The sequence below is a fragment of the Amycolatopsis sp. NPDC004747 genome, from assembly GCF_053601335.1.
The window spans coordinates 172234-189500 of sequence record NZ_JBSGBQ010000018.1; the positions used below are offsets into that span (position 1 = coordinate 172234).

Genomic DNA, 17267 nt, shown 5'->3' on the forward strand with positions numbered 1-17267 from the left:
GCTCACCGCGCGGGCAGGTCGAGGGCGGCCGCGGCGGCCCTGACCAGGCCGGGATCGTCCGGAGTGGACGGTCCCGGCGCCCAGACGGCCTGCACGATCCGCACGGACGAGCCGTCGAGCTTGCTGGCGTAGGCGGCGTTCTCGAAGCGCGGGACGGGGGTGGCGCCCCACTGCCCGGTCTCGGTGGCGAGGTCGAGGACGCCACCCCCACCGGGCGTGTCGGTGACGGCCTTGAACGCGGCGGCCTGGCCGGCATCGGGGAAGTCGACGATTCCGACGGTGACGGCCCCCGCACGGCCGTCGACGGTGGCGGCGTAGCTGGCGCGCTTGACGCCGGAGCAGCTGGTCTGCTGCAGGCTGGCCTGGGCGTCGCCGAAGGCGTGGGAGGCGCAGCGCTGGTCTCCGCCGGCGGCGCGGAGGGCGAACTCGAGGCTCCGCACGGGAGTGGTGGGCGGAGCGGCGGAGGAGGTGCTCGCGGGAGGGGGCGGCGCGGCGGCGGTGCCATCACCGGTGGTGGCCACGGCAATGGCGGCAACGGCGAGCAGGACGAGCCCACCGACGGCGCCGAGCGGCAGCCAGCGGACGGTACGAGGTGTGGCGGCGGGTTCGGGCTCAGGCCGCGGGCGGGGGAAGGGCTGCGGCGGCTGCGGCTGCGGCGAGGGAAGAGGGGGTTGAGCGGCGGCTTGGGTTGGTTGCGGCGCGGCTTCGGCCGGCTGCGGCCCGGTGGGTTTCGGCCCGGCTTGCTTTGCTTCGTTGAGCCATGGCCCGGCGAGCTCCGGCCCGGCTTCGGCGGTCCGCTCGGGCGCGATGGGACCCTGGGCGGCTTGCTCGGCTTCGGTCGGCTGCGGTGCCGGGTGCTCAGGTGCCTGCTCGGCTTCGGCGGTGTGGCCGAGATCGGCGGTTTGGTCGCTGTCCGGGGCGGGGAGGCGAAGGTTTTCGGTGCGCTCGGCCTCGTCGGCGGGGGATTCAGGCGGTTCCGGGTCACCGGATGGGGTGGAACCGGGGACTTGGGGTGGCTCCGCGGCCTCCTCGGTGTCGGGAAACACCGGTCGGCTGGAGAGGGCCGGCTCCTGCTGGGCGGGGGCGGGGAGAACCTCGGTGGCCTCGGTCTCGGTAGGCGTGGAGGTGGTCTCGGCACCGGGAAACACCGGCCGGGCGGGGGAATCGGTGTTGTGCGGCTCCGGCTTGGTGGCCGACTGAAGAACCTCGGTCGGCTCGGCCTCGCCAACCTCGCCCGGCTCGGGCAGCTCCGGCTCGGCCGCCGCGGGCTCCGGGGCCGGGGTGGGCTCCGGCTTGGCTTCGACCGGGGTCTCGGTCCGCCAGTCCGTTGTCCCCGCCGTGCCCGAGCCACCCGTGGCACTGGAGGCACCTGTGCCATCCGAGCCGCCGGAGGCACCCGAAGAACCCGAGGCATTGGAGCCACCCGTGCCACCGGAAGCACCCGAGCCACCCGAAGAACCCGAGCCGCCCGGGCCAGCGGCAGAATCCGTCCGCGTCCCAGGCCCTGCCGGTGCATCGTCCCAAAGGGACTCCGGTGGTGCGTCGTCGGTCAACCGGCTGAAGCCCTCGCCCAGCAGGACCTCGTCCGACAACTCCGGGGCCGACGGTGCCAGCCCGCGGATCAGCGCCCTCGCCTGGTCCACCGAGCGCGGGCGGTGGGCCGTTGCCAACGACACCGTTGCCGCCAGCATCGTCGTCGGCGTGGGGTGCAGTACGCGGACCGGGCCCGCCAGGTCGGCCGCCGGCTGGTCCACCGTCTCCACGTACGGCCCGACCGCGATGATCGTGCCCACCGGGGCCGTGCCCGGGACCAGTTCGGCAATTTGCCGTTCGCAAGCCTGGGAAACGTCCAGGGCCTCCGTGGCCGGGTTCACCGAATCGTCGTCCGCGACCAGGGGCCAGCCGTCGGCCTTCCAGGGGCCGCCCAGCGGGGCCTCCAGGCGCAGGGCCGGGTCCGGCAGGTCCACGCCGATCACGATGATCACGCCGTGGGGCAACACGACCACCGCCTCGATCGGGCGGTCGGTCACCCCGCCGACACCCACCAGTGCGATCCCGCCGATCACGGTGCTGCCGCGGCCCAGGGACGCCAGTGCCGCCCGGATGTCGTCCGCCACCCGGGACTGCTGCCGCTCCAGGCGCACCAGTCGCACCGCTTTTCCTCCCTGGTCGTCGTTCCGGGTCAACACGCTAGCGCGCCCGGCGCAAGGATCCGCGCGACACGGGCGCGCCGCGGCCGCTTGCCCTCCGAAAGTGGGGCGGCGGGTGACTTGTGGTGTTCATGTGGCCAAACGGCACGGTTGGGGTGCAGAATGTGCTACAACGCATCGGAGGCGGCATTCGGGAGCCGCGCTGAGGCCCGCGCTGCAGCTCGGAGTAGGGCGTAGGGGAAGACGTCCCTCGTCGAGCAAGCGGAGGTAGCAGTGAGCACCCGTGGCAGCACCCGAGGTGTGGTGTACGTCCACTCGTCGCCGTCTGCGGTGTGTCCGCACGTCGAGTGGGCCATTTCGGGCACCCTGGGTGCCCGCGTTGACCTGAAGTGGACGGCGCAGCCGGCCAGTCCGGGTCAGCTTCGCGCCGAGTGCGGCTGGCGCGCGCCCGCGGGCACCGGCGCCAAGCTGGCGGCGGCGCTCAAGGCGTGGCCGATGATTCGGTTCGAAGTCACCGAAGAGCCCAGTGCGGGCGTCGACGGCGAGCGGTTCTGCTTCGCGCCCGGCCTCGGCCTGTGGCACGGCCGGACCAGCGCCAACGGCGACATCGTGGTGGGCGAGGACCAGCTCCGCGCGCTCGTCAGCATGACCCGCGGTGGTGAGTCCCTCGCGCACAAGCTGGACGAACTCCTGGCCGCGAGCTGGGACGAGGCGCTCGAGCCCTTCCGCCACGCCGGCGACGGCGCGCCGGTGACCTGGCTGCACCAGGTCGGCTGAGCCCCGCGGCGGGGGCCGGTACGCTTTCCGGCGTGACCACCCCCGCCCCCAGCTCTCGCCAGCGCTGGCTGGTGCCCGTCGTGGTCGTGGTGCTGTCCGTGACCGTCGGCGGCGGCCTGCTCGCGCGCGAAATCTACCGCCGTCCGGACCAGCCAGCCGACGACGCCTCCAGCGCGGTGTCGACGCCGGCGTCGTCCAGCAGCGGCGCGCCGGTCGTGGTGGACGACGAGGTCGAGATGACCGACGACGCGCGGGCGCACCCGCAGGCCGACGCCGTCCGCAAGCTGCTGAAGAAGTACTTCGAGGCCATCAACACCAAGCAGTACCAGCAGTGGACCGCCGTGGTCACCGACGAGCGGGCGGCCGGCCAGCCGCGGGCCGACTGGCTGAAGGGCGTTCGCACCACAAAGGACACCGACGCCCTCGTCTACCGGATCGAGCGCTCGACCGGGAACTCGCTGCGGGTCCTGGTCGGGTTCACCAGCACGCAGGACGTCGAGGACGCGCCGCCGTTCTTCCGCGAGCCCTGCATCAAGTGGCGGCTCGTCATGCCGATGGTGATCGAGGAGAAGACCCTGCGCGTCGCCGCCGTCGACGGCGGGCCACCACCCGAACACGAGAAGTGCTGAACACGCCAGAAGGGGCCCGGCTCGTGAGCCGGGCCCCTTCTGGTCAGTACCAGGCGGCTCAGGCCGCCGGGGTGAACAGCAGCGCGGTGTTGTGGCCGCCGAACCCGAACGAGTTGCTGATCGCCGCGGTCAGCTCGACCTTGCGGGGTTCGCCCGCGACGACGTCCAGCTGCACCCGCGGGTCCAGGTCGGTCAGGTTCCGAGTGGCCGGCACCAGGCCGTGGTAGAGCGCCAGGATCGTGATGATCCCCTCGACCGCGCCGGCACCGCCGACGAGGTGGCCGAGCGAGCCCTTCGGCGCCGTCACGACGACGTGGTCCCCGATCGCGTTGCGGATCGCCGCCGCCTCGCCGATGTCACCGACCACAGTGGACGTCGCGTGCGCGTTCACGTGCCCGACGTCCGCCGGGGTCACCCCGGCCATCTTCATCGCCGCGCGCATGGCGGCGATCTGGCCGATGCCCTCGGGGTGGTTGCCCGTGATGTGGTAGGCGTCCGAGGTGATGCCGTGCCCGGCGAGCGTCGCGTAGACGCGCGCCCCGCGGGCCTTCGCCAGGTCCGCGCGCTCCAGGATGACCACGCCGGCGCCCTCGCCGAGGACGAAGCCGTCGCGGCTGGCGTCGAACGGCCGCGACGCGCTCGCCGGGTCGTCGTTGCGCGTGGAGACCGTGCGGGCCTGGGCGAACCCGGCCAGCGTGATCGGGTGGATGCACGCCTCGGCGCCGCCCGCGATCACGACGTCGGCACGCCCGGAGCGGATCATCTCCACGCCGCTGGCGATGCCTTCGGCGCCCGAGGCACAGGCCGAGGCCGGGGAGTGCACCCCGGCCCGCGCCTTGAGGTCGATGCCGACGTGCGCGGCCGGGCCGTTCGGCATCAGCATCGGCACGGTCAGCGGCGACACCTTGCGGAGACCCTGCTGGTGCAACAGGTCGTTCTGGGTGAGCAGGGTGACCGGGCCGCCGATGCCGGTGCCGATCGACACGCCGAGGCGGTCGGGGTCGACATCGGTGTGCTCGTCGGTCGGCTCGGTGTAGCCGGCGTCGGCCCACGCCTGCCGGGCGGCGATCAGCGCGACCTGCTCGCAGCGGTCCAGCCGGCGGGCCTGCACCCGCGGGAGGACCTCCGAGGGATCGACGGCCAGCTGACCGCCGATCTTGACCGGCAGCTGCAGCTCCTCGACCCAATCGGCCTCGATCGCCCGAACCCCGCTCGCCCCGGCCAGCAGACCGTCCCAGGTGGACGTGACGTCCCCGCCGAGCGGTGTGGTGGCGCCGAGACCGGTGATCACGACGTCGATGTTGCTCATGGGAGTCTCCTCAAGGAGGGAAGAGGACTTACTTCGAGTTGGCCGACACGTAGTTCACCGCGTCGCCCACGGTCTTCAGGTTGGCGAGCTCGTCGTCCGGGATCTTGACGCCGAACTTGTCCTCGGCCTGCACGGCGATCTCGACCATCGACAGCGAGTCGATGTCCAGGTCGTCCACGAACGACTTCTCGGCGGTGACGTCGTCCTGAGCCACACCGGCGACCTCTTCGACGATCTCGGCGAGGCCGGCGAGGATCTCAGCGTTGTCAGCCATGGGGTAGTTCCCTTCTCGGTCCATCTGGGGGTCGGTTTCCCTCGGGCGAGTGCCCGCGGGGAGCGTAACGGTGATCAGGGGCAGATGAACGCCTGCCCGGCGTAGGACAGGCCCGCGCCGAACCCGACCGCCAGCACCACGTCGCCGGGCTTCGCCGTCCCGGCCTTGCGCATGTGGTCCAGCGCGAGGGGGATGGACGCCGACGACGTGTTGCCGGAGTACTTGATGTCGTCGGCGACGACCATGTCTTCGCGGGCGCCGTTGGCCCGCAGCTTCTTCGCGATCGCCTCGACGATGCGCAGGTTGGCCTGGTGCGGGATCAGCACGTCCACATCGGACGGCTTGAGCCCGGCGACCTCGAGCGCCTGCATCGCGATCGGCGCGATCTTCGTGGTCGCCCACCGGAAGACCGACTGGCCCTCCTGGTAGATGTACTTCTCGTCGCGCATGTAGATCAGATCGACCAGGTCGCCGGCGCTGCCCCAGGACACCGGGCCGATCTGCGGCTCGTCGGACGCGCCGACCACCGCGGCGCCCGCGCCGTCGGCGAAGATGATCGCGTTGGCCCGGTCGGTCGGGTCGACCGAGTCGGTGAGCTTCTCCGCGCCGATGACCAGGACCTTCTTCGCCGAGCCCGCCCGGATCAGGTCCGAGGCGACACCCAGGCCGTAGCAGAACCCGGCGCAGGCGGCGTTGAGGTCGAACGCGCCGGGGGCCGGGATGCCGATCCGGGCGGCCACCTGGGCGGCCGCGTTCGGGATCAGCGTGCGCATGGTGCAGTTCGGCAGGATGACCGTGTCCACTTCGGACGGGTCGACACCGGCGTCTTCGAGGGCGGCCTTGCCCGCAGCCACGGCGAAGTCGGTGAGCTCCTCGTCCTTCTCGGCGAACCGGCGCTCGACGATCCCGACGCGCGTCTGGATCCACTCGTCGCTGGTCTCCATGATCTGCGAAAGGTCGTCGTTGGTGACGATCTTCTCCGGCTGCGCGCTGCCGATGCCCAGCACGCGGCTGCCGCGGGAACCGGGGTTGAGGCTCAGGGCCGGTCGGTCGGTCACGAGGCGTCCTCCTGGCGCAGCGCCGCCAGCTCGGCCGGCGTCTTCAGCGCGGTGATAGTGGTGACGACGCCCTTGAGCTGCCGCTTGACCAGACCGGTCAAGGTGCCCGCGGGCGCGAGTTCGATCGTGCGGGTGACGCCGAGGGAGACCAGGCCGTCCATCGTCAGGTCCCAGCGGACCGGGCGGGTGACCTGGGAGACCAGCCGCGCCAGGTACTCGGCCCCGCTGGTGACGACGGCACCGTCCGCGTTGGACAGCAGCGGGCGGGTGGGGTCGGCCGGGGTCAGCTCGGCGGCGTGGGCGCGCATCGCCTCTTCGGCGGGCGCCATGTAGCGCGTGTGGAACGCACCGGCGACCTTGAGGGCGCGGATCTTCGTGCCTTCGAGGGGCTCGGCGACGATCTTCGCGATCGTGTCGGCGGCACCGGAGGCGACGATCTGCCCGGCACCGTTGCGGTTCGCCGCGGTCAGGCCCTGCTCTTCGAGCCACGCGACGACCTGCTCGGGGTCCCCGAGCATGACCGCGGCCATCGACGTCGGTTCCAGCGCGCACGCCTTCGCCATCTCGGCCCCGCGGACGGCGGCGAGCGCGACGGCGTCTTCGGGCTTCAGCACCCCGGCGATCGCGGCGGCCGCGAGCTCGCCGACGGAGTGGCCGGCGACCGGCGCGTCCGCCGCCACCGGGGCGGTGGCCTGGAGGTGCTCGAAGGTGAGCAGCGACAGCGCCACGATCAGCGGCTGCGCGATCGCGGTGTCCTGGATCTCGTCGGCGTCCGCCTCGGTGCCGAGGCGGAGCAGGTCGAGCCCGGCGCGCTCGGACCACTGGGCGACGCGCTCGCGCGCGCCGTCGAGGTCGAGCCAGGGCGTGAACATACCGGGGGCCTGGGACCCCTGACCGGGAGCGAGGACTGCTGCTGTCACCCTTCAAGACAACACGGTGGCGGTGCCTTCACGGGATGCCGACGTTCACAGTGTCTGTGCGGCGTCTTTGTCGGAACCCTCCAAAGACGCGCCGCAGAAGCTCGCGCGTAACCCGGAAGCCTTGTCGGGTTCAATCACCTTTCGCTGTTAAGTCCATCACGTGACGACGGTCTCGGCGCTGAGAGCCGGGCTGTCACCAGAGGCCGCGAGCGCGAGCCAGCCGTCCCACGGTCAGCGCGATCCGCAGCACCAGCGCGTCCCGCGGGTCGGTCGCCTGGCAGCCCGTGAGGTCCGCGGCCTTCCGCAGCCGGTAGCGGACCGTGTTCGGGTGGACGAACAGCGTCTTCGCGCACGTCTCCAGCACGCCGCCGCTCTCCAGGTACGCCTCCACCGTGCGCTGCAGCGTCGGGCCCGCCTCTTCCAACGGCCGGGCGATCGTGTCCACCAGCAGCCGCTCGGCCTCCGCGTCGCCCGACAGCGCGCGCTCGGGCAGCAGGTCCGCCGACCGCACCGGCCGGGGCGCGCCCGGCCAGCCGACCACTGCGCGCAGCCCCGACAACGCCTCCGTCGCGCTGTGGTGGGCTTCCGCCAGCGTCGGCACCGTCGGGCCGGCCACCACCGGGCCCTCGGCGAAGGCCACCGACATCCGGGTCAGGATCTCCCGCTCCTTCACGCCGCCGTCGGTCGGGCCGCCGACCACGACCACCAGCCGGGAGCCCTGCACCGACAGCAGCACCGGGCGGCCGACGCGGGCCGCGCGGCTGCGGACCTCGAACACCACCGTCGGCGGGTCCTCCGACGGCGGGTTGCCGACGAGCACCGTGGCGGCGGCGGAGGGATCCCAGCCCAGCGCCGTGGCGCGCGAGAGCACCGACTCCTCGGCGTCGCCGCGGACGATGCCGTCGACGACCAGTGCCTCCAGCCGGGCGTCCCAGGCGCCGCGCGCTTCGGCCGCGGCCGCGTAGGAGTTCGCCGCCGCGAAGGCGATTTCCCGGCCGTAGCGCAGGATTCCCTCGATCAGCGCGGCGCGTTCGGTTTCGTTCGCCGCGAACTCCGGCAGTTGCTCCTCGAAGACCTCGATGGCCAGCCGCACCATGGCGACCGCCTGGCGCAGGCTGATCCACCGCGACAGCTCGGCCGGCGCGTCGCGGAACGCCTCGGTCGTCAGCTGCAGGGCCCCCTTGGAGTCCCGCAGCCAGTCGACGAAGCCGGCGGCCCCGGCCTGGGTGATCAGCAGGACGCTCGCGCGCTGGTCGGCGGGCAGGCGGGCGAACCAGGTCAGCCGCCGCTCCATCACCGCGATGCTCGCGCTCGCCAGGCTGCCGGACGCGTGCTCCAGCCGCCGGAGCGTCTTCGCGGACAGTCCGTGGTGCTTCGGCACCCGGCGCGGGGCGGTGGTTCCATCCATGGCGGAGGCGATCCTACGTGCCCGCAACTTTGGTAGCCCCCGGCGGCAACGCGCGAGGGTAGGCGACGCGTGTACGCACTACCTAGGATCGGGGCCACACGAGAACGGGGGAACCGGAATGACCGGTTTAGAGATCGACGGGATATCCAAACGCTACGGCGACGTGGTCGCCCTGCGGGAGATGACGTTCGACGTCCGGCCGGGGGAACTGTTCGGGTTCGTCGGCAGCAACGGCGCCGGCAAGACCACGACGATGCGGATCGCGCTCGGCGTGCTGTCCGCCGACGCCGGCGAAGTCCGCTACGACGGCGTGCCGGTGACGCACGAAACGCGCCGCCACATCGGTTACATGCCCGAAGAACGCGGCCTGTACCCGAGGATGAAGGTGGCCGAGCAGCTGACGTACCTGGCGCGGCTGCACGGGATGCCCGCCGCCGACGCGCGGGCGTCGGCCGACGCGTGGACCGAACGGCTCGGCGTCGCCGGCCGCCGCGAAGACGAGGTCCAGAAGCTCTCCCTCGGCAACCAGCAGCGCGTCCAGCTGGCCGCGGCGCTGGTGCACGAGCCGCGGATCCTGGTGCTCGACGAGCCGTTCTCCGGCCTCGACCCGGTGGCGGTCGACGTGATGAGCCAGGTGCTCAAGGAGAAGGCGGCCGAGGGGGTGCCGGTCGTGTTCTCCAGCCACCAGCTCGATCTGGTGGAACGGCTCTGCGACCGGGTCGGGATCGTCCGCAATGGACAGATGGTGGCCGCCGGCACGGTCGGCGAGCTGCGCGCCGGCGGCGCGGTCCGGCTGCGGGTCGACGTCCCGGACGCCGAGGACGGGTGGGCCGACGGCCTGGCCGGGGTGACGGTGCTCGGCCGGACCGGCTCGGTGACCGAGCTCGAGCTGGGCGAGGGCGCCGACGACCAGGCCGTGCTCAAGGCGGCGCTGGCCACCGGGGCGGTCCGCGAGTTCGCCCGCGAGCAGCCGTCGCTGACCGAGCTGTTCCGTTCCGTCGTCACCACCGAGGAGGTGGCCGCGTGAGTACCGTGGTCCCGGACGTCCGGATGAGCCCGGCGGCGGCGGTGGGCCTGGTCGCCTCCCGCGAGATCGGCACCCGGGTGAAGTCGAAGGCCTACCGCATCAGCACCGCGGTCATGCTCCTGCTGATCGTGGCCGGCATCCTGGTGCTCAAGCTGATCGCCGGCGGCGGCGGGCCGGACTCGAAGGTCGGGTTCACCCCCGCGACCGCCGGCTTCTCGGCGCCGCTGCAGACGGCCGGGAAGGCCCTCGACGAGAAGATCGAGACCACGCAGGTCGCCGACGAGGCCGCCGGGCGGGCGAAGCTGGCCGACGGGTCGCTCGACGCGCTGCTCACCGGCGACGGCAAGAGCGTGCACGTCCAGGTGAAGAAGGACCTCGACGGCAAGCTCGGCCGGGTCCTGCAGCTGCTGTCCCAGCAGCTGGCGGTCGACCAGCAGGTCACCGCGCTCGGCGGCGACCCGGCCCGGTTCCAGGCCGCGATGGCGTCCGCGAAGTTCGTCGAGGACCCGCCGCTGGAGCAGCCGTACGACTACAACGGCCAGCAGCTCGTGCTCGGCATCATCGCGGGCATCCTGATCTACATGTCGCTGCTGCTGAACGGCCAGACCGTCGCGCAGGGCGTCGTCGAGGAGAAGACCTCGCGGGTGGTCGAGCTGCTGCTGTCGACGATCAAGCCGTGGCAGCTGATGGCGGGCAAGGTGCTCGGCATCGGGGCGGTCGGGCTGATCCAGATGGTCGTGATCGGCGTCGGCGGGGTGGTGGCCGGGCTGGCCACGGGCGTGCTGACGATCTCGGTCTCGGCGGCCGTGGGCACGGTCGTCTGGCTGGTCGTGTGGTACCTGCTCGGGTTCTTGATGTACTCGATCGTGTTCGCCGCGCTCGGTGCGCTGGTCTCGCGGCAGGAGGACGTCGGCGGGGCGACGATGCCGGCGCTGATGTTCGTGATCGTCGGGTACGTGATCGGCATTTCGGTGCTGCCGTCGGATCCGGGCAACACGTTCGTCGAAGTGCTTTCGGTGATTCCGGTGTTCTCGCCGACGCTGATGCCGATGCGCCTGGCGATGGGCGGGGTGCCCGTTTGGGAAGCCGTGGTGTCGGTGGGGCTGGTGGTGCTGCTGATTCCGGGGCTGATCTGGGTCGCCGCGCGGATCTACCGGAACGCGGTCATGCGCACCGGCGCGAAAGTGAAACTCCGCGACGCCCTGCGCGCCGCCTGACGTTCTCCGGCCCCCGGTACCGCCGGGGCCGGATTTGCCGGTAATGCTCGAGGCCGCCCGGCGCTTGCGGTTTACGCTGCGCCGGACGGCCTCGTCTCCCCGGTCCCCACCGGTAGAACCAGTATGGCCACGGGTGATCTTCGCGCGCCAGTCGTCTCACTCGATCGTGGGGCGCACGAGTTGCCGCCCATGGGTACTTGATCGACGATCCGGTGCAAATCCGTGGAGGGAGCCGTATGGGCGAGCAACTGAAGGACGGGCTCGGGCAGGCGTGGGCGATGGTGGCCACGTTCGTCCCGAAACTCGTGGGATTCCTGATCATCCTGCTGATCGGCTGGCTGATCGCGAAAGCCGTCTCGAAAGGGCTGGCGCTCGTGCTCGGGAAAGCCGGTTTCGGGAAACTGGTGGAGCGCACCGGGCTGAGCGGAAAGGTCGGGCAGCAGAAGATCGACGCGACCGGGATCCTGGTCAAATTGGTCTACTACTTCATTCTGCTGATCGCGCTGCAGCTGGCGTTCGGCGTGTTCGGGCCGACCAACCCGGTGAGCCAGCTGCTCAACGACATCATCGCGTTCCTGCCGCGGATCGTGGTGGCGCTGGTGCTCGTCGTGGTGGCCGCGGCGATCGCGAAGGTGGTGCGGGACGTGGTCGCGTCCGCGCTGTCCGGCCGCGGGGCGGCCCGGCCGCTGTCGATGGCGGCCTACTGGCTGATCATGGCGTTCGGCATCATCGCGGCGCTCGGCCAGGTCAACATCGCGACGGCGATCACCGGCCCGGTGCTGATCGCGGTGCTGGCGACGATCGGCGGCGTGATCGTGGTCGGCTTCGGCGGCGGCCTGATCAAGCCGGCCCAGGACCGCTGGCGCGGCTGGCTGGCGAACATGGAGCACCAGCTGGAGACCCCGGCGCAGCGCACGGGCGAGATGGGCACCGGCCCGGCGGTCCCGCGCGCGGCGGTCGGCGTGGACAGCACCCCGACGCCGCCGGTGGGCACCCCGCGCCCGCAGGGCTGAGCGGGAGGTGAGCGGCGCGGGCCCGGCGGTCGGGGAAGCCGCCGGGCCCGCGCCGTTGTTCCGCCGGAGGGCGTGGTGAAGCTGCTGGGCCCGTGCTGTCCTGGCGGAGGCCGTGGTGAAGCCGTCGGGCCCGTGCTGTCCTGGCGGAGGGCGCGGTGAACTGATCCGCGGCCCGGCACCGTGCGCCCGCCGCGAGCTGCATCGGCGTGCCGCCGTACCGCGCACTGCCGTATCGGCGAGCCGCCGCATTCTCGCCGGATTCCGGACCGCTTCCGCCGACCGGCCAGGCGTGAGCTGCCCCCGCACCGCCGTACCGCGCACTGTCGCCCCGCCCGCGCCGTCCCACGGTCCGGGATGTCTCGCCCCTCACAGTCCCTAGGGAATTCACCCCGTCCGGAGCATGTTGGGAGCGGTAGGACGAAAGGGGCGTGACGTGGACTTCCTGCTGCACCACGGGATCACCGTGCTCGGCCAGTGGATTTCGATCGCGGAGCTCGCCGGGCAGGTGTTCGCGCTCGCCGTCGTGTTCCTCGCGCAGCGTCGCACCCTGTGGACGTGGCCCGTGCAGGTCGGGGCCACCGTGCTGCTGTTCGCCGTCTACGTCTCCGCGCACCTCGGCGGGCTCGCCGCCCGGCAGGTCGCCATCCTCGCCATCTCCGTCTACGGCTGGTGGGCCTGGACGCGCCGCCAGGACCCCGTGTTCGGCGTCGTCGTCCGCAAGGGCCGGCTCGCCGAACGGCTCGCCATGATCGGCGCCTTCGCCGTCGGCACCACCGTGATGGCGCTGGTGCTCGACGCGCTGCACGCCTCCTGGGCGCCCTGGCCGGACGCCGCCATCTTCGTCGGCACCCTCGTCGCGTTCGGGGCGCAAGGGCTCGGGCTGGTCGAGTTCTGGCTGGTCTGGCTGGCCGTGGACGCGATCGGCGTGCCGCTGCAGATCTCGTCCGGGCTGTACTTCTCCGCCGCCATCTACATCGTGTTCGCCGGGCTCGTCGTGCACGGCTGGTGGAGCTGGAACCGCTCGGCCGAACGCGTGGCCGGGCGGCAGGTCACGGCAGCATCCAGCTGAGCGCCGCCGTGCTCTGACCCCACACGATCAGGCACATCACCAGCAGCAGCCCGACGCTCCACGGCAGCACCTTCCGCAGCAGTTTCCCCTCTTCGCCGGGCAGGTTCGCCGCCACGCAGGCGATCGTGAGGTTCTGCGGCGACACCATCTTGCCGAGGACGCCGCCGGAGCTGTTCGCCGCGGCGAGCAGGTCCGCCGGCAGGCCCGTCTGGTGCGCCGCCGTCACCTGCAGGGCACCGAACAGCGCGTTGGCCGAGGTGTCCGAACCCGAGACGGCGACGCCGAACCAGCCCAGTACCGGCGAGAGGAACGCGAGCCCGGCGCCCGCGGCGGCGATGAACGTGCCGATCGTCGTCGTCTGGCCGGACAGGTTCATCACGTAGGCCAGCGCGAGGACGCCGGTGACGGTGAGGATCGCGAACCGCAGCTCCTTGACCGTGGCCAGCCACTCCCGCGCGGTGTCGCCCGTCCGCACCGCCAGCAGCGCCGCCGTGACGACCCCGGCCAGCAGCACCAGCGTGCCGCCGGTGTTGAGGATCGGCAGCGAGAACGTGTTGCCGGACACCGGTTTCCCGTTCGGGGCGGCGACGTTCAGCCCCGGCCAGTGGAACTTCCAGGTCGCCTTGTCCAGCAGCCGCTTCACCGGCGGCAGCACGGCGATCGAGAAGATCACGATGATGAGCAGGTAGGGCAGGTACGCCTTGACGACGTCGTCGCGGGAGTCTTCCGGCGGCGTTTCGGCGGTCGCCGTCCCGCCGGTGCCGATCCGGACCGCGTCGGGGACCGGGCGCCGGGTCTGGGGGAGGGCGACCAGCGCGGCCGCGCCGGCGAGCGCCGCGCCGATGTCGGCCAGCTGCGGGGACACGAAGTTCGAGGCGAGGAACTGCACGAGCCCGAAGGCGACCCCGCAGACGAGCGCGGGCAGCCAGGTGTCGCGCAGGCCGCGCTTGCCGTCGACGATGATCACCAGCAGCAGCGGCACGACCAGCGCGAGCAGCGGCGTCTGCCGCCCGACGATCGACGAGACCTCCTGCAGCGGCAGCCCGGTGACCTGGGCGAGGGTGACGACCGGGGTGCCCATCGCACCGAAGGCGACCGGCGCGGTGTTGGCGACCAGCGCGACGACGGCCGCCTTGACCGGGTGGAACCCGACGGCGACGAGCATCACGGCGCTGATCGCGACCGGCGCGCCGAACCCGGCGAGGGCCTCCATGAGCGCGCCGAAGCAGAAGGCGATGATCAGCGCCTGGATGCGCGGGTCGTCGGAGATCCGGCCGAACGAGCGGCGCAGGACGTCGAAGTGCCCGGTCCGCACGGTGAGGCGGTAGATCCACAGCGCGTTGACGACGATCCACATGATCGGCCACAACCCGAACGCGGCGCCCTGCAGCGCCCCGGAGACGGCCTGCACGACCGGCATCCCGTACGCGGCGACGCCGACGACGAGCGCGACGAGCAACCCGATCAGCGCGGCGTGGTGCGCCCGCATCCGGACGGCGCCGAGCAGGACGAGGACGGTGGCCAGGGGGAGCACGGCGACGAGCGCGGACAGGCCCAGCGAGCCCAGCGGAGTCAGATCCTGCACGAACACGGGCGACCTCCGTTTTCCACGATGCGAAAACGGCCTTTCGGCGGGTGCCCGAGATCTTCGTCACAAACCAGGCGGTCCGTCAAGAAGTTGAGACCGGTTGGCCCAACCGGTCAGGAGCTGACCGGCAGCACCGCGAGCGCGGTTTCGGCGATGCCGCGCAGGTCGGCTTGGTCGCAGCCGCCCTTGCCGAGGGCTTCGATGCCCCGCATGGTCGCCAGGAGCAGGCCGGCCAGCCGGGCCGGGTCGTGCCCGCCGGCGATGTCACCCGCGCGCTGGGCCCCCGCGACGCAGGTCGTCAGCAGGCCGTTCAGCTCGCGGAACGCCTTGCGGGCGCGGTTCGCGATCTCGGGGTCGTGCTCCGCGCACTCGGCGGCGGCTTTCGCGATGAGGCAGCCCCGGTGGATGTCGTCCGCGGCGACGGATTCGGCGTCGGCCAGGACGTAGTCGCGGAGCCGCTGGTAGGCCTCGCTGTCGGGGCCCTCGAGCTTCCGGCGCGCGCCTTCGACCGCGGTGGTGCAGTGGTCGTCGAAGACGCGCACGAAGAGGGCGTGCTTGTCGCCGAAGGCGCCGTAGAGGCTGCCTTTGCCGAGGCCGGTCGCGGCGGCGATGTCGTCGATCTTCGTGCCCGCGTAGCCGGTCGACCAGAACCGGTCCCGCGCCGTGCGCAGGACCGCGCCTTCGTCGAAGCCGCGGGGTCTCGCCATGGCTCCAGGATAGGCATTCTTGACTGTCTCGTCCAGAACGGCGTACGTTCTGGACGAGACAGTCAAGAATTCGGGAGGACAGCATGAAGCTGGCGAACAAGACCGCGCTCGTGACCGGCGCCGGGACCGGCATCGGCCTGGGGATCGCGAAGCGGTTCGCGGCGGAGGGCGCGCACGTCGTCATCACCGGGCGGCGCAAGGAGGTCCTCGACGACGCCGTCGCCGAGATCGGCGGCTCGGTGCAGGCGATCCGCGCCGATTCCGCGAACCTCGCCGACCTGGACGAGGTGTACCGCGCGATCGCCGAACGCGGCCGCGGCCTGGACGTCGTGGTGGCCAACTCCGGCGGCGGCGTCACCGCCCCGCTCGGCGAGATCACCGAGGAGCAGTTCGACGTCACCTTCGGCACGAACGTCAAGGGCGTGCTGTTCACCGTGCAGAAGGCGCTGCCGCTGCTCAACGAGAAGGCGTCGGTCATCATCACCGGCTCGACGACGTCGACCCGGGTGGCGCCGGGGATGAGCGTCTACGCCGCGACGAAGGCCGCCGTCCGCAACTTCGCCCGCACCTGGGCGCTCGACCTGCAGGGCCGCGGCGTGCGCGTGAACGTCCTGAGCCCGGGGCCGACGCTCACCCCGGGCCTGCTCGGCCTGGCCGAACCGGGTGCGCAGCAGGCGATGGTGGAGCGGATGGCGGAGGCGGTCCCGCTGGGCCGCCTCGGCGACCCCTCGGAGATCGCCGCGGCGGCGCTGTTCCTGGCCACCGACGAGGCGAGCTTCGTCAACGGCGTCGAGTTCTTCGTCGACGGCGGCCAGGCGCAGGTCTAACGCAAGGTGGCGTGGCTCGGCGTCAGGTCCTTCAGGGTCCGGACGCCGAGCAGCTGCATCGTGCGGACCATCTCCGTCCGCAGGATGTCCACGCACCGCTGGACGCCGCGTTCGCCGCCGGCCATCAGGCCGTACAGGAACGCGCGGCCGATCAGCACCGCGTTCGCGCCGCGGGCGATCGCCGCCACGATGTCGCCGCCGGACAGGATGCCCGTGTCGATCCAGACTTCCGCCTCGCCCTGGACCTCGTCCAGCACCGCCGGGAGCAGCTCCAGCGGCGTCGGGGCGCGGTCGAGCTGGCGGCCGCCGTGGTTGGAGATCAGCACCGCGTCCGCGCCGTGCTTGACGACGTCGCGGGCGTCGTCGACGTTCTGCACGCCCTTGACCACCAGCTTGCCCGGCCAGGTCTGCCGGACCCAGTCGAGGTCGTCGAAGTTCAGCGTCGGGTCGAAGAGCTTGTTCAGCAGCTCCGCGACCGTGCCGCCGAAGTGGTTGAGCGACGCGAACTCGAGCGGCTCGGTGGTCAGCAGGTTGAACCACCACGCCGGGTGCGTCGCGCCGTCGAGGAACGTCTTGAGCGTGAGCGCCGGCGGGATGGTCAGGCCGTTGCGGACATCGCGCAGGCGGGCGCCGCCGACCGGGGTGTCCACGGTCAGCATCAGCGTGTCGTAGCCCGCGGCCCACGCGCGATTCATCAGATCTTCGCCGGCGCCGTGGTCACGCCAGACGTAGAGCTGGAACCACTTGCGGGCGCCCGGCGCGGCTTCGGCGAGGTCTTCGATCGACGTCGTCGCCATGGTCGAGAGCCCGACCGGGATGCCGTTGCGCTCGGCGACCCGGCCCACCGCGCGCTCGCCCTCGTGCTGCATCATGCGGGTGAAGCCGGTGGGGGCGAAGGCGAACGGCAGCGCCGAAGTCTTGCCGAGGATTTCGCGGGTGGTGTCCACATCGGACACCCCGCGCAGCACGTTCGGGTGGAATTCGACGCGGCGGTACGCCTGTCGGGCGCGCAGCAGGCTGTCTTCGAGCTCGGCCGCGCCGTCGGTGTAGTCGAACGCCGCCCGCGGGGTGCGCTTGCGGGCGATCATCCGCAGGTCGGCGATGGTGTGGGCGTTCGCCAGCCGCCGGTCCGTCGGGTTGAGCACGATCGGCTTCGGCCGCAGGATCTGCTGCAGCTCGCTCGGCTTCGGCAACCGGCGCTTCGTCACCTTCATCACTCCCTACGTGCAGCGAGGCCCGGCAGACATCGGATGTCTGCCGGGCCCCGAACCTAGCAGTGTTTTGCCGACCGCGG

General features: G+C 71.9%; 16 protein-coding genes. 7 read left to right on the forward strand and 9 right to left on the reverse strand.

Annotated features, from left to right (window positions below):
- Window positions 1-2 precede the first annotated feature (2 nt).
- Window positions 3-2153: a hypothetical protein gene (locus ACWEGE_RS28240; protein ID WP_449663469.1), complete on the reverse strand. Its 2151-nt coding sequence runs from the start codon at window positions 2151-2153 to the stop codon at window positions 3-5.
- Between the two features lie 270 nt (window positions 2154-2423).
- Between ACWEGE_RS28240 and ACWEGE_RS28245 the strand changes: the two genes are divergently transcribed.
- Both ACWEGE_RS28245 and ACWEGE_RS28250 read left to right on the forward strand, forming a co-directional pair.
- Window positions 2424-2927 (forward strand): DUF3145 domain-containing protein, encoded by a 504-nt coding sequence (locus tag ACWEGE_RS28245; protein WP_026469134.1) that lies wholly within the window; start codon window positions 2424-2426, stop codon window positions 2925-2927.
- A gap of 32 nt (window positions 2928-2959) precedes the next feature.
- On the forward strand, window positions 2960-3556 hold the full coding sequence (locus tag ACWEGE_RS28250; RefSeq protein WP_449663470.1) for a hypothetical protein: 597 nt from the start codon (window positions 2960-2962) through the stop codon (window positions 3554-3556).
- Between the two features lie 58 nt (window positions 3557-3614).
- Here the strand turns inward: ACWEGE_RS28250 and ACWEGE_RS28255 are convergent, their stop codons facing one another.
- From ACWEGE_RS28255 to ACWEGE_RS28275, 5 genes are all read right to left on the reverse strand, one after another.
- A complete protein-coding gene (locus ACWEGE_RS28255; RefSeq protein ID WP_449663471.1) occupies window positions 3615-4865 on the reverse strand; it encodes a beta-ketoacyl-[acyl-carrier-protein] synthase family protein in 1251 nt (416 codons plus the stop codon).
- Window positions 4866-4893: 28 nt separating this feature from the next.
- Window positions 4894-5139 (reverse strand): acyl carrier protein, encoded by a 246-nt coding sequence (locus ACWEGE_RS28260; protein WP_004559006.1) that lies wholly within the window; start codon window positions 5137-5139, stop codon window positions 4894-4896.
- A gap of 74 nt (window positions 5140-5213) precedes the next feature.
- Complete coding sequence (locus ACWEGE_RS28265) at window positions 5214-6197, reverse strand: beta-ketoacyl-ACP synthase III (RefSeq protein WP_449663472.1); 984 nt, start codon at window positions 6195-6197, stop codon at window positions 5214-5216.
- Window positions 6194-7117, reverse strand: coding sequence for an ACP S-malonyltransferase (locus ACWEGE_RS28270; protein WP_449663473.1), 924 nt, complete (start codon window positions 7115-7117; stop codon window positions 6194-6196). The genes ACWEGE_RS28265 and ACWEGE_RS28270 overlap by 4 nt, the downstream gene beginning before the upstream one ends.
- Before the next feature lie 193 nt (window positions 7118-7310).
- Window positions 7311-8525, reverse strand: coding sequence for a PucR family transcriptional regulator (locus ACWEGE_RS28275; RefSeq protein ID WP_449663474.1), 1215 nt, complete (start codon window positions 8523-8525; stop codon window positions 7311-7313).
- A 118-nt stretch (window positions 8526-8643) separates the two neighbouring features.
- Between ACWEGE_RS28275 and ACWEGE_RS28280 the strand changes: the two genes are divergently transcribed.
- The 4 genes from ACWEGE_RS28280 to ACWEGE_RS28295 all read left to right on the forward strand — a co-directional run bounded on the left by ACWEGE_RS28280 (window position 8644) and on the right by ACWEGE_RS28295 (window position 12851).
- The gene (locus tag ACWEGE_RS28280; RefSeq protein WP_449663475.1) at window positions 8644-9552 is read left to right on the forward strand and encodes an ABC transporter ATP-binding protein; all 909 of its coding nucleotides are present in this window, start codon (window positions 8644-8646) and stop codon (window positions 9550-9552) included.
- Window positions 9553-9575: 23 nt separating this feature from the next.
- Complete coding sequence (locus ACWEGE_RS28285; protein ID WP_449663506.1) at window positions 9576-10769, forward strand: ABC transporter permease; 1194 nt, start codon at window positions 9576-9578, stop codon at window positions 10767-10769.
- A 236-nt stretch (window positions 10770-11005) separates the two neighbouring features.
- Window positions 11006-11782: a mechanosensitive ion channel family protein gene (locus tag ACWEGE_RS28290; protein WP_449663476.1), complete on the forward strand. Its 777-nt coding sequence runs from the start codon at window positions 11006-11008 to the stop codon at window positions 11780-11782.
- Window positions 11783-12215: 433 nt separating this feature from the next.
- Window positions 12216-12851: a nicotinamide mononucleotide transporter family protein gene (locus ACWEGE_RS28295; RefSeq protein WP_449663477.1), complete on the forward strand. Its 636-nt coding sequence runs from the start codon at window positions 12216-12218 to the stop codon at window positions 12849-12851.
- Here ACWEGE_RS28295 and ACWEGE_RS28300 read toward each other — a convergent pair.
- Complete coding sequence (locus tag ACWEGE_RS28300) at window positions 12832-14442, reverse strand: L-lactate permease (protein WP_449663478.1); 1611 nt, start codon at window positions 14440-14442, stop codon at window positions 12832-12834. The two genes, ACWEGE_RS28295 and ACWEGE_RS28300, sit on opposite strands and share 20 nt — an antisense overlap.
- Before the next feature lie 110 nt (window positions 14443-14552).
- Window positions 14553-15146, reverse strand: coding sequence for a TetR/AcrR family transcriptional regulator (locus ACWEGE_RS28305; RefSeq protein ID WP_449663479.1), 594 nt, complete (start codon window positions 15144-15146; stop codon window positions 14553-14555).
- Between the two features lie 83 nt (window positions 15147-15229).
- Between ACWEGE_RS28305 and ACWEGE_RS28310 the strand changes: the two genes are divergently transcribed.
- Entirely contained in the window at window positions 15230-15973 is a 744-nt protein-coding gene (locus tag ACWEGE_RS28310) for an SDR family oxidoreductase (RefSeq protein ID WP_449663480.1), read from the forward strand.
- On the opposite strand, the gene ACWEGE_RS28315 is transcribed toward ACWEGE_RS28310, so the two are convergent.
- Window positions 15970-17181, reverse strand: a complete 1212-nt coding sequence (locus tag ACWEGE_RS28315; protein ID WP_449663507.1) for an alpha-hydroxy acid oxidase — start codon at window positions 17179-17181, stop codon at window positions 15970-15972. The two genes, ACWEGE_RS28310 and ACWEGE_RS28315, sit on opposite strands and share 4 nt — an antisense overlap.
- Window positions 17182-17267: the final 86 nt, after the last annotated feature.

What these genes read in the sequence shown, in the direction of transcription:
- ACWEGE_RS28260 (WP_004559006.1), bottom strand. Translation starts at nt 5,139, where the DNA reads ATGGCTGACAACGCTGAGATCCTCGCCGGCCTCGCCGAGATCGTCGAA.
- ACWEGE_RS28305 (WP_449663479.1), bottom strand. Translation starts at nt 15,146, where the DNA reads ATGGCGAGACCCCGCGGCTTCGACGAAGGCGCGGTCCTGCGCACGGCG.
- ACWEGE_RS28290 (WP_449663476.1), top strand. Translation starts at nt 11,006, where the DNA reads ATGGGCGAGCAACTGAAGGACGGGCTCGGGCAGGCGTGGGCGATGGTG.
- ACWEGE_RS28285 (WP_449663506.1), top strand. Translation starts at nt 9,576, where the DNA reads ATGAGCCCGGCGGCGGCGGTGGGCCTGGTCGCCTCCCGCGAGATCGGC.
- ACWEGE_RS28310 (WP_449663480.1), top strand. Translation starts at nt 15,230, where the DNA reads ATGAAGCTGGCGAACAAGACCGCGCTCGTGACCGGCGCCGGGACCGGC.
- ACWEGE_RS28275 (WP_449663474.1), bottom strand. Translation starts at nt 8,525, where the DNA reads ATGGATGGAACCACCGCCCCGCGCCGGGTGCCGAAGCACCACGGACTG.
- ACWEGE_RS28255 (WP_449663471.1), bottom strand. Translation starts at nt 4,865, where the DNA reads ATGAGCAACATCGACGTCGTGATCACCGGTCTCGGCGCCACCACACCG.
- ACWEGE_RS28280 (WP_449663475.1), top strand. Translation starts at nt 8,644, where the DNA reads ATGACCGGTTTAGAGATCGACGGGATATCCAAACGCTACGGCGACGTG.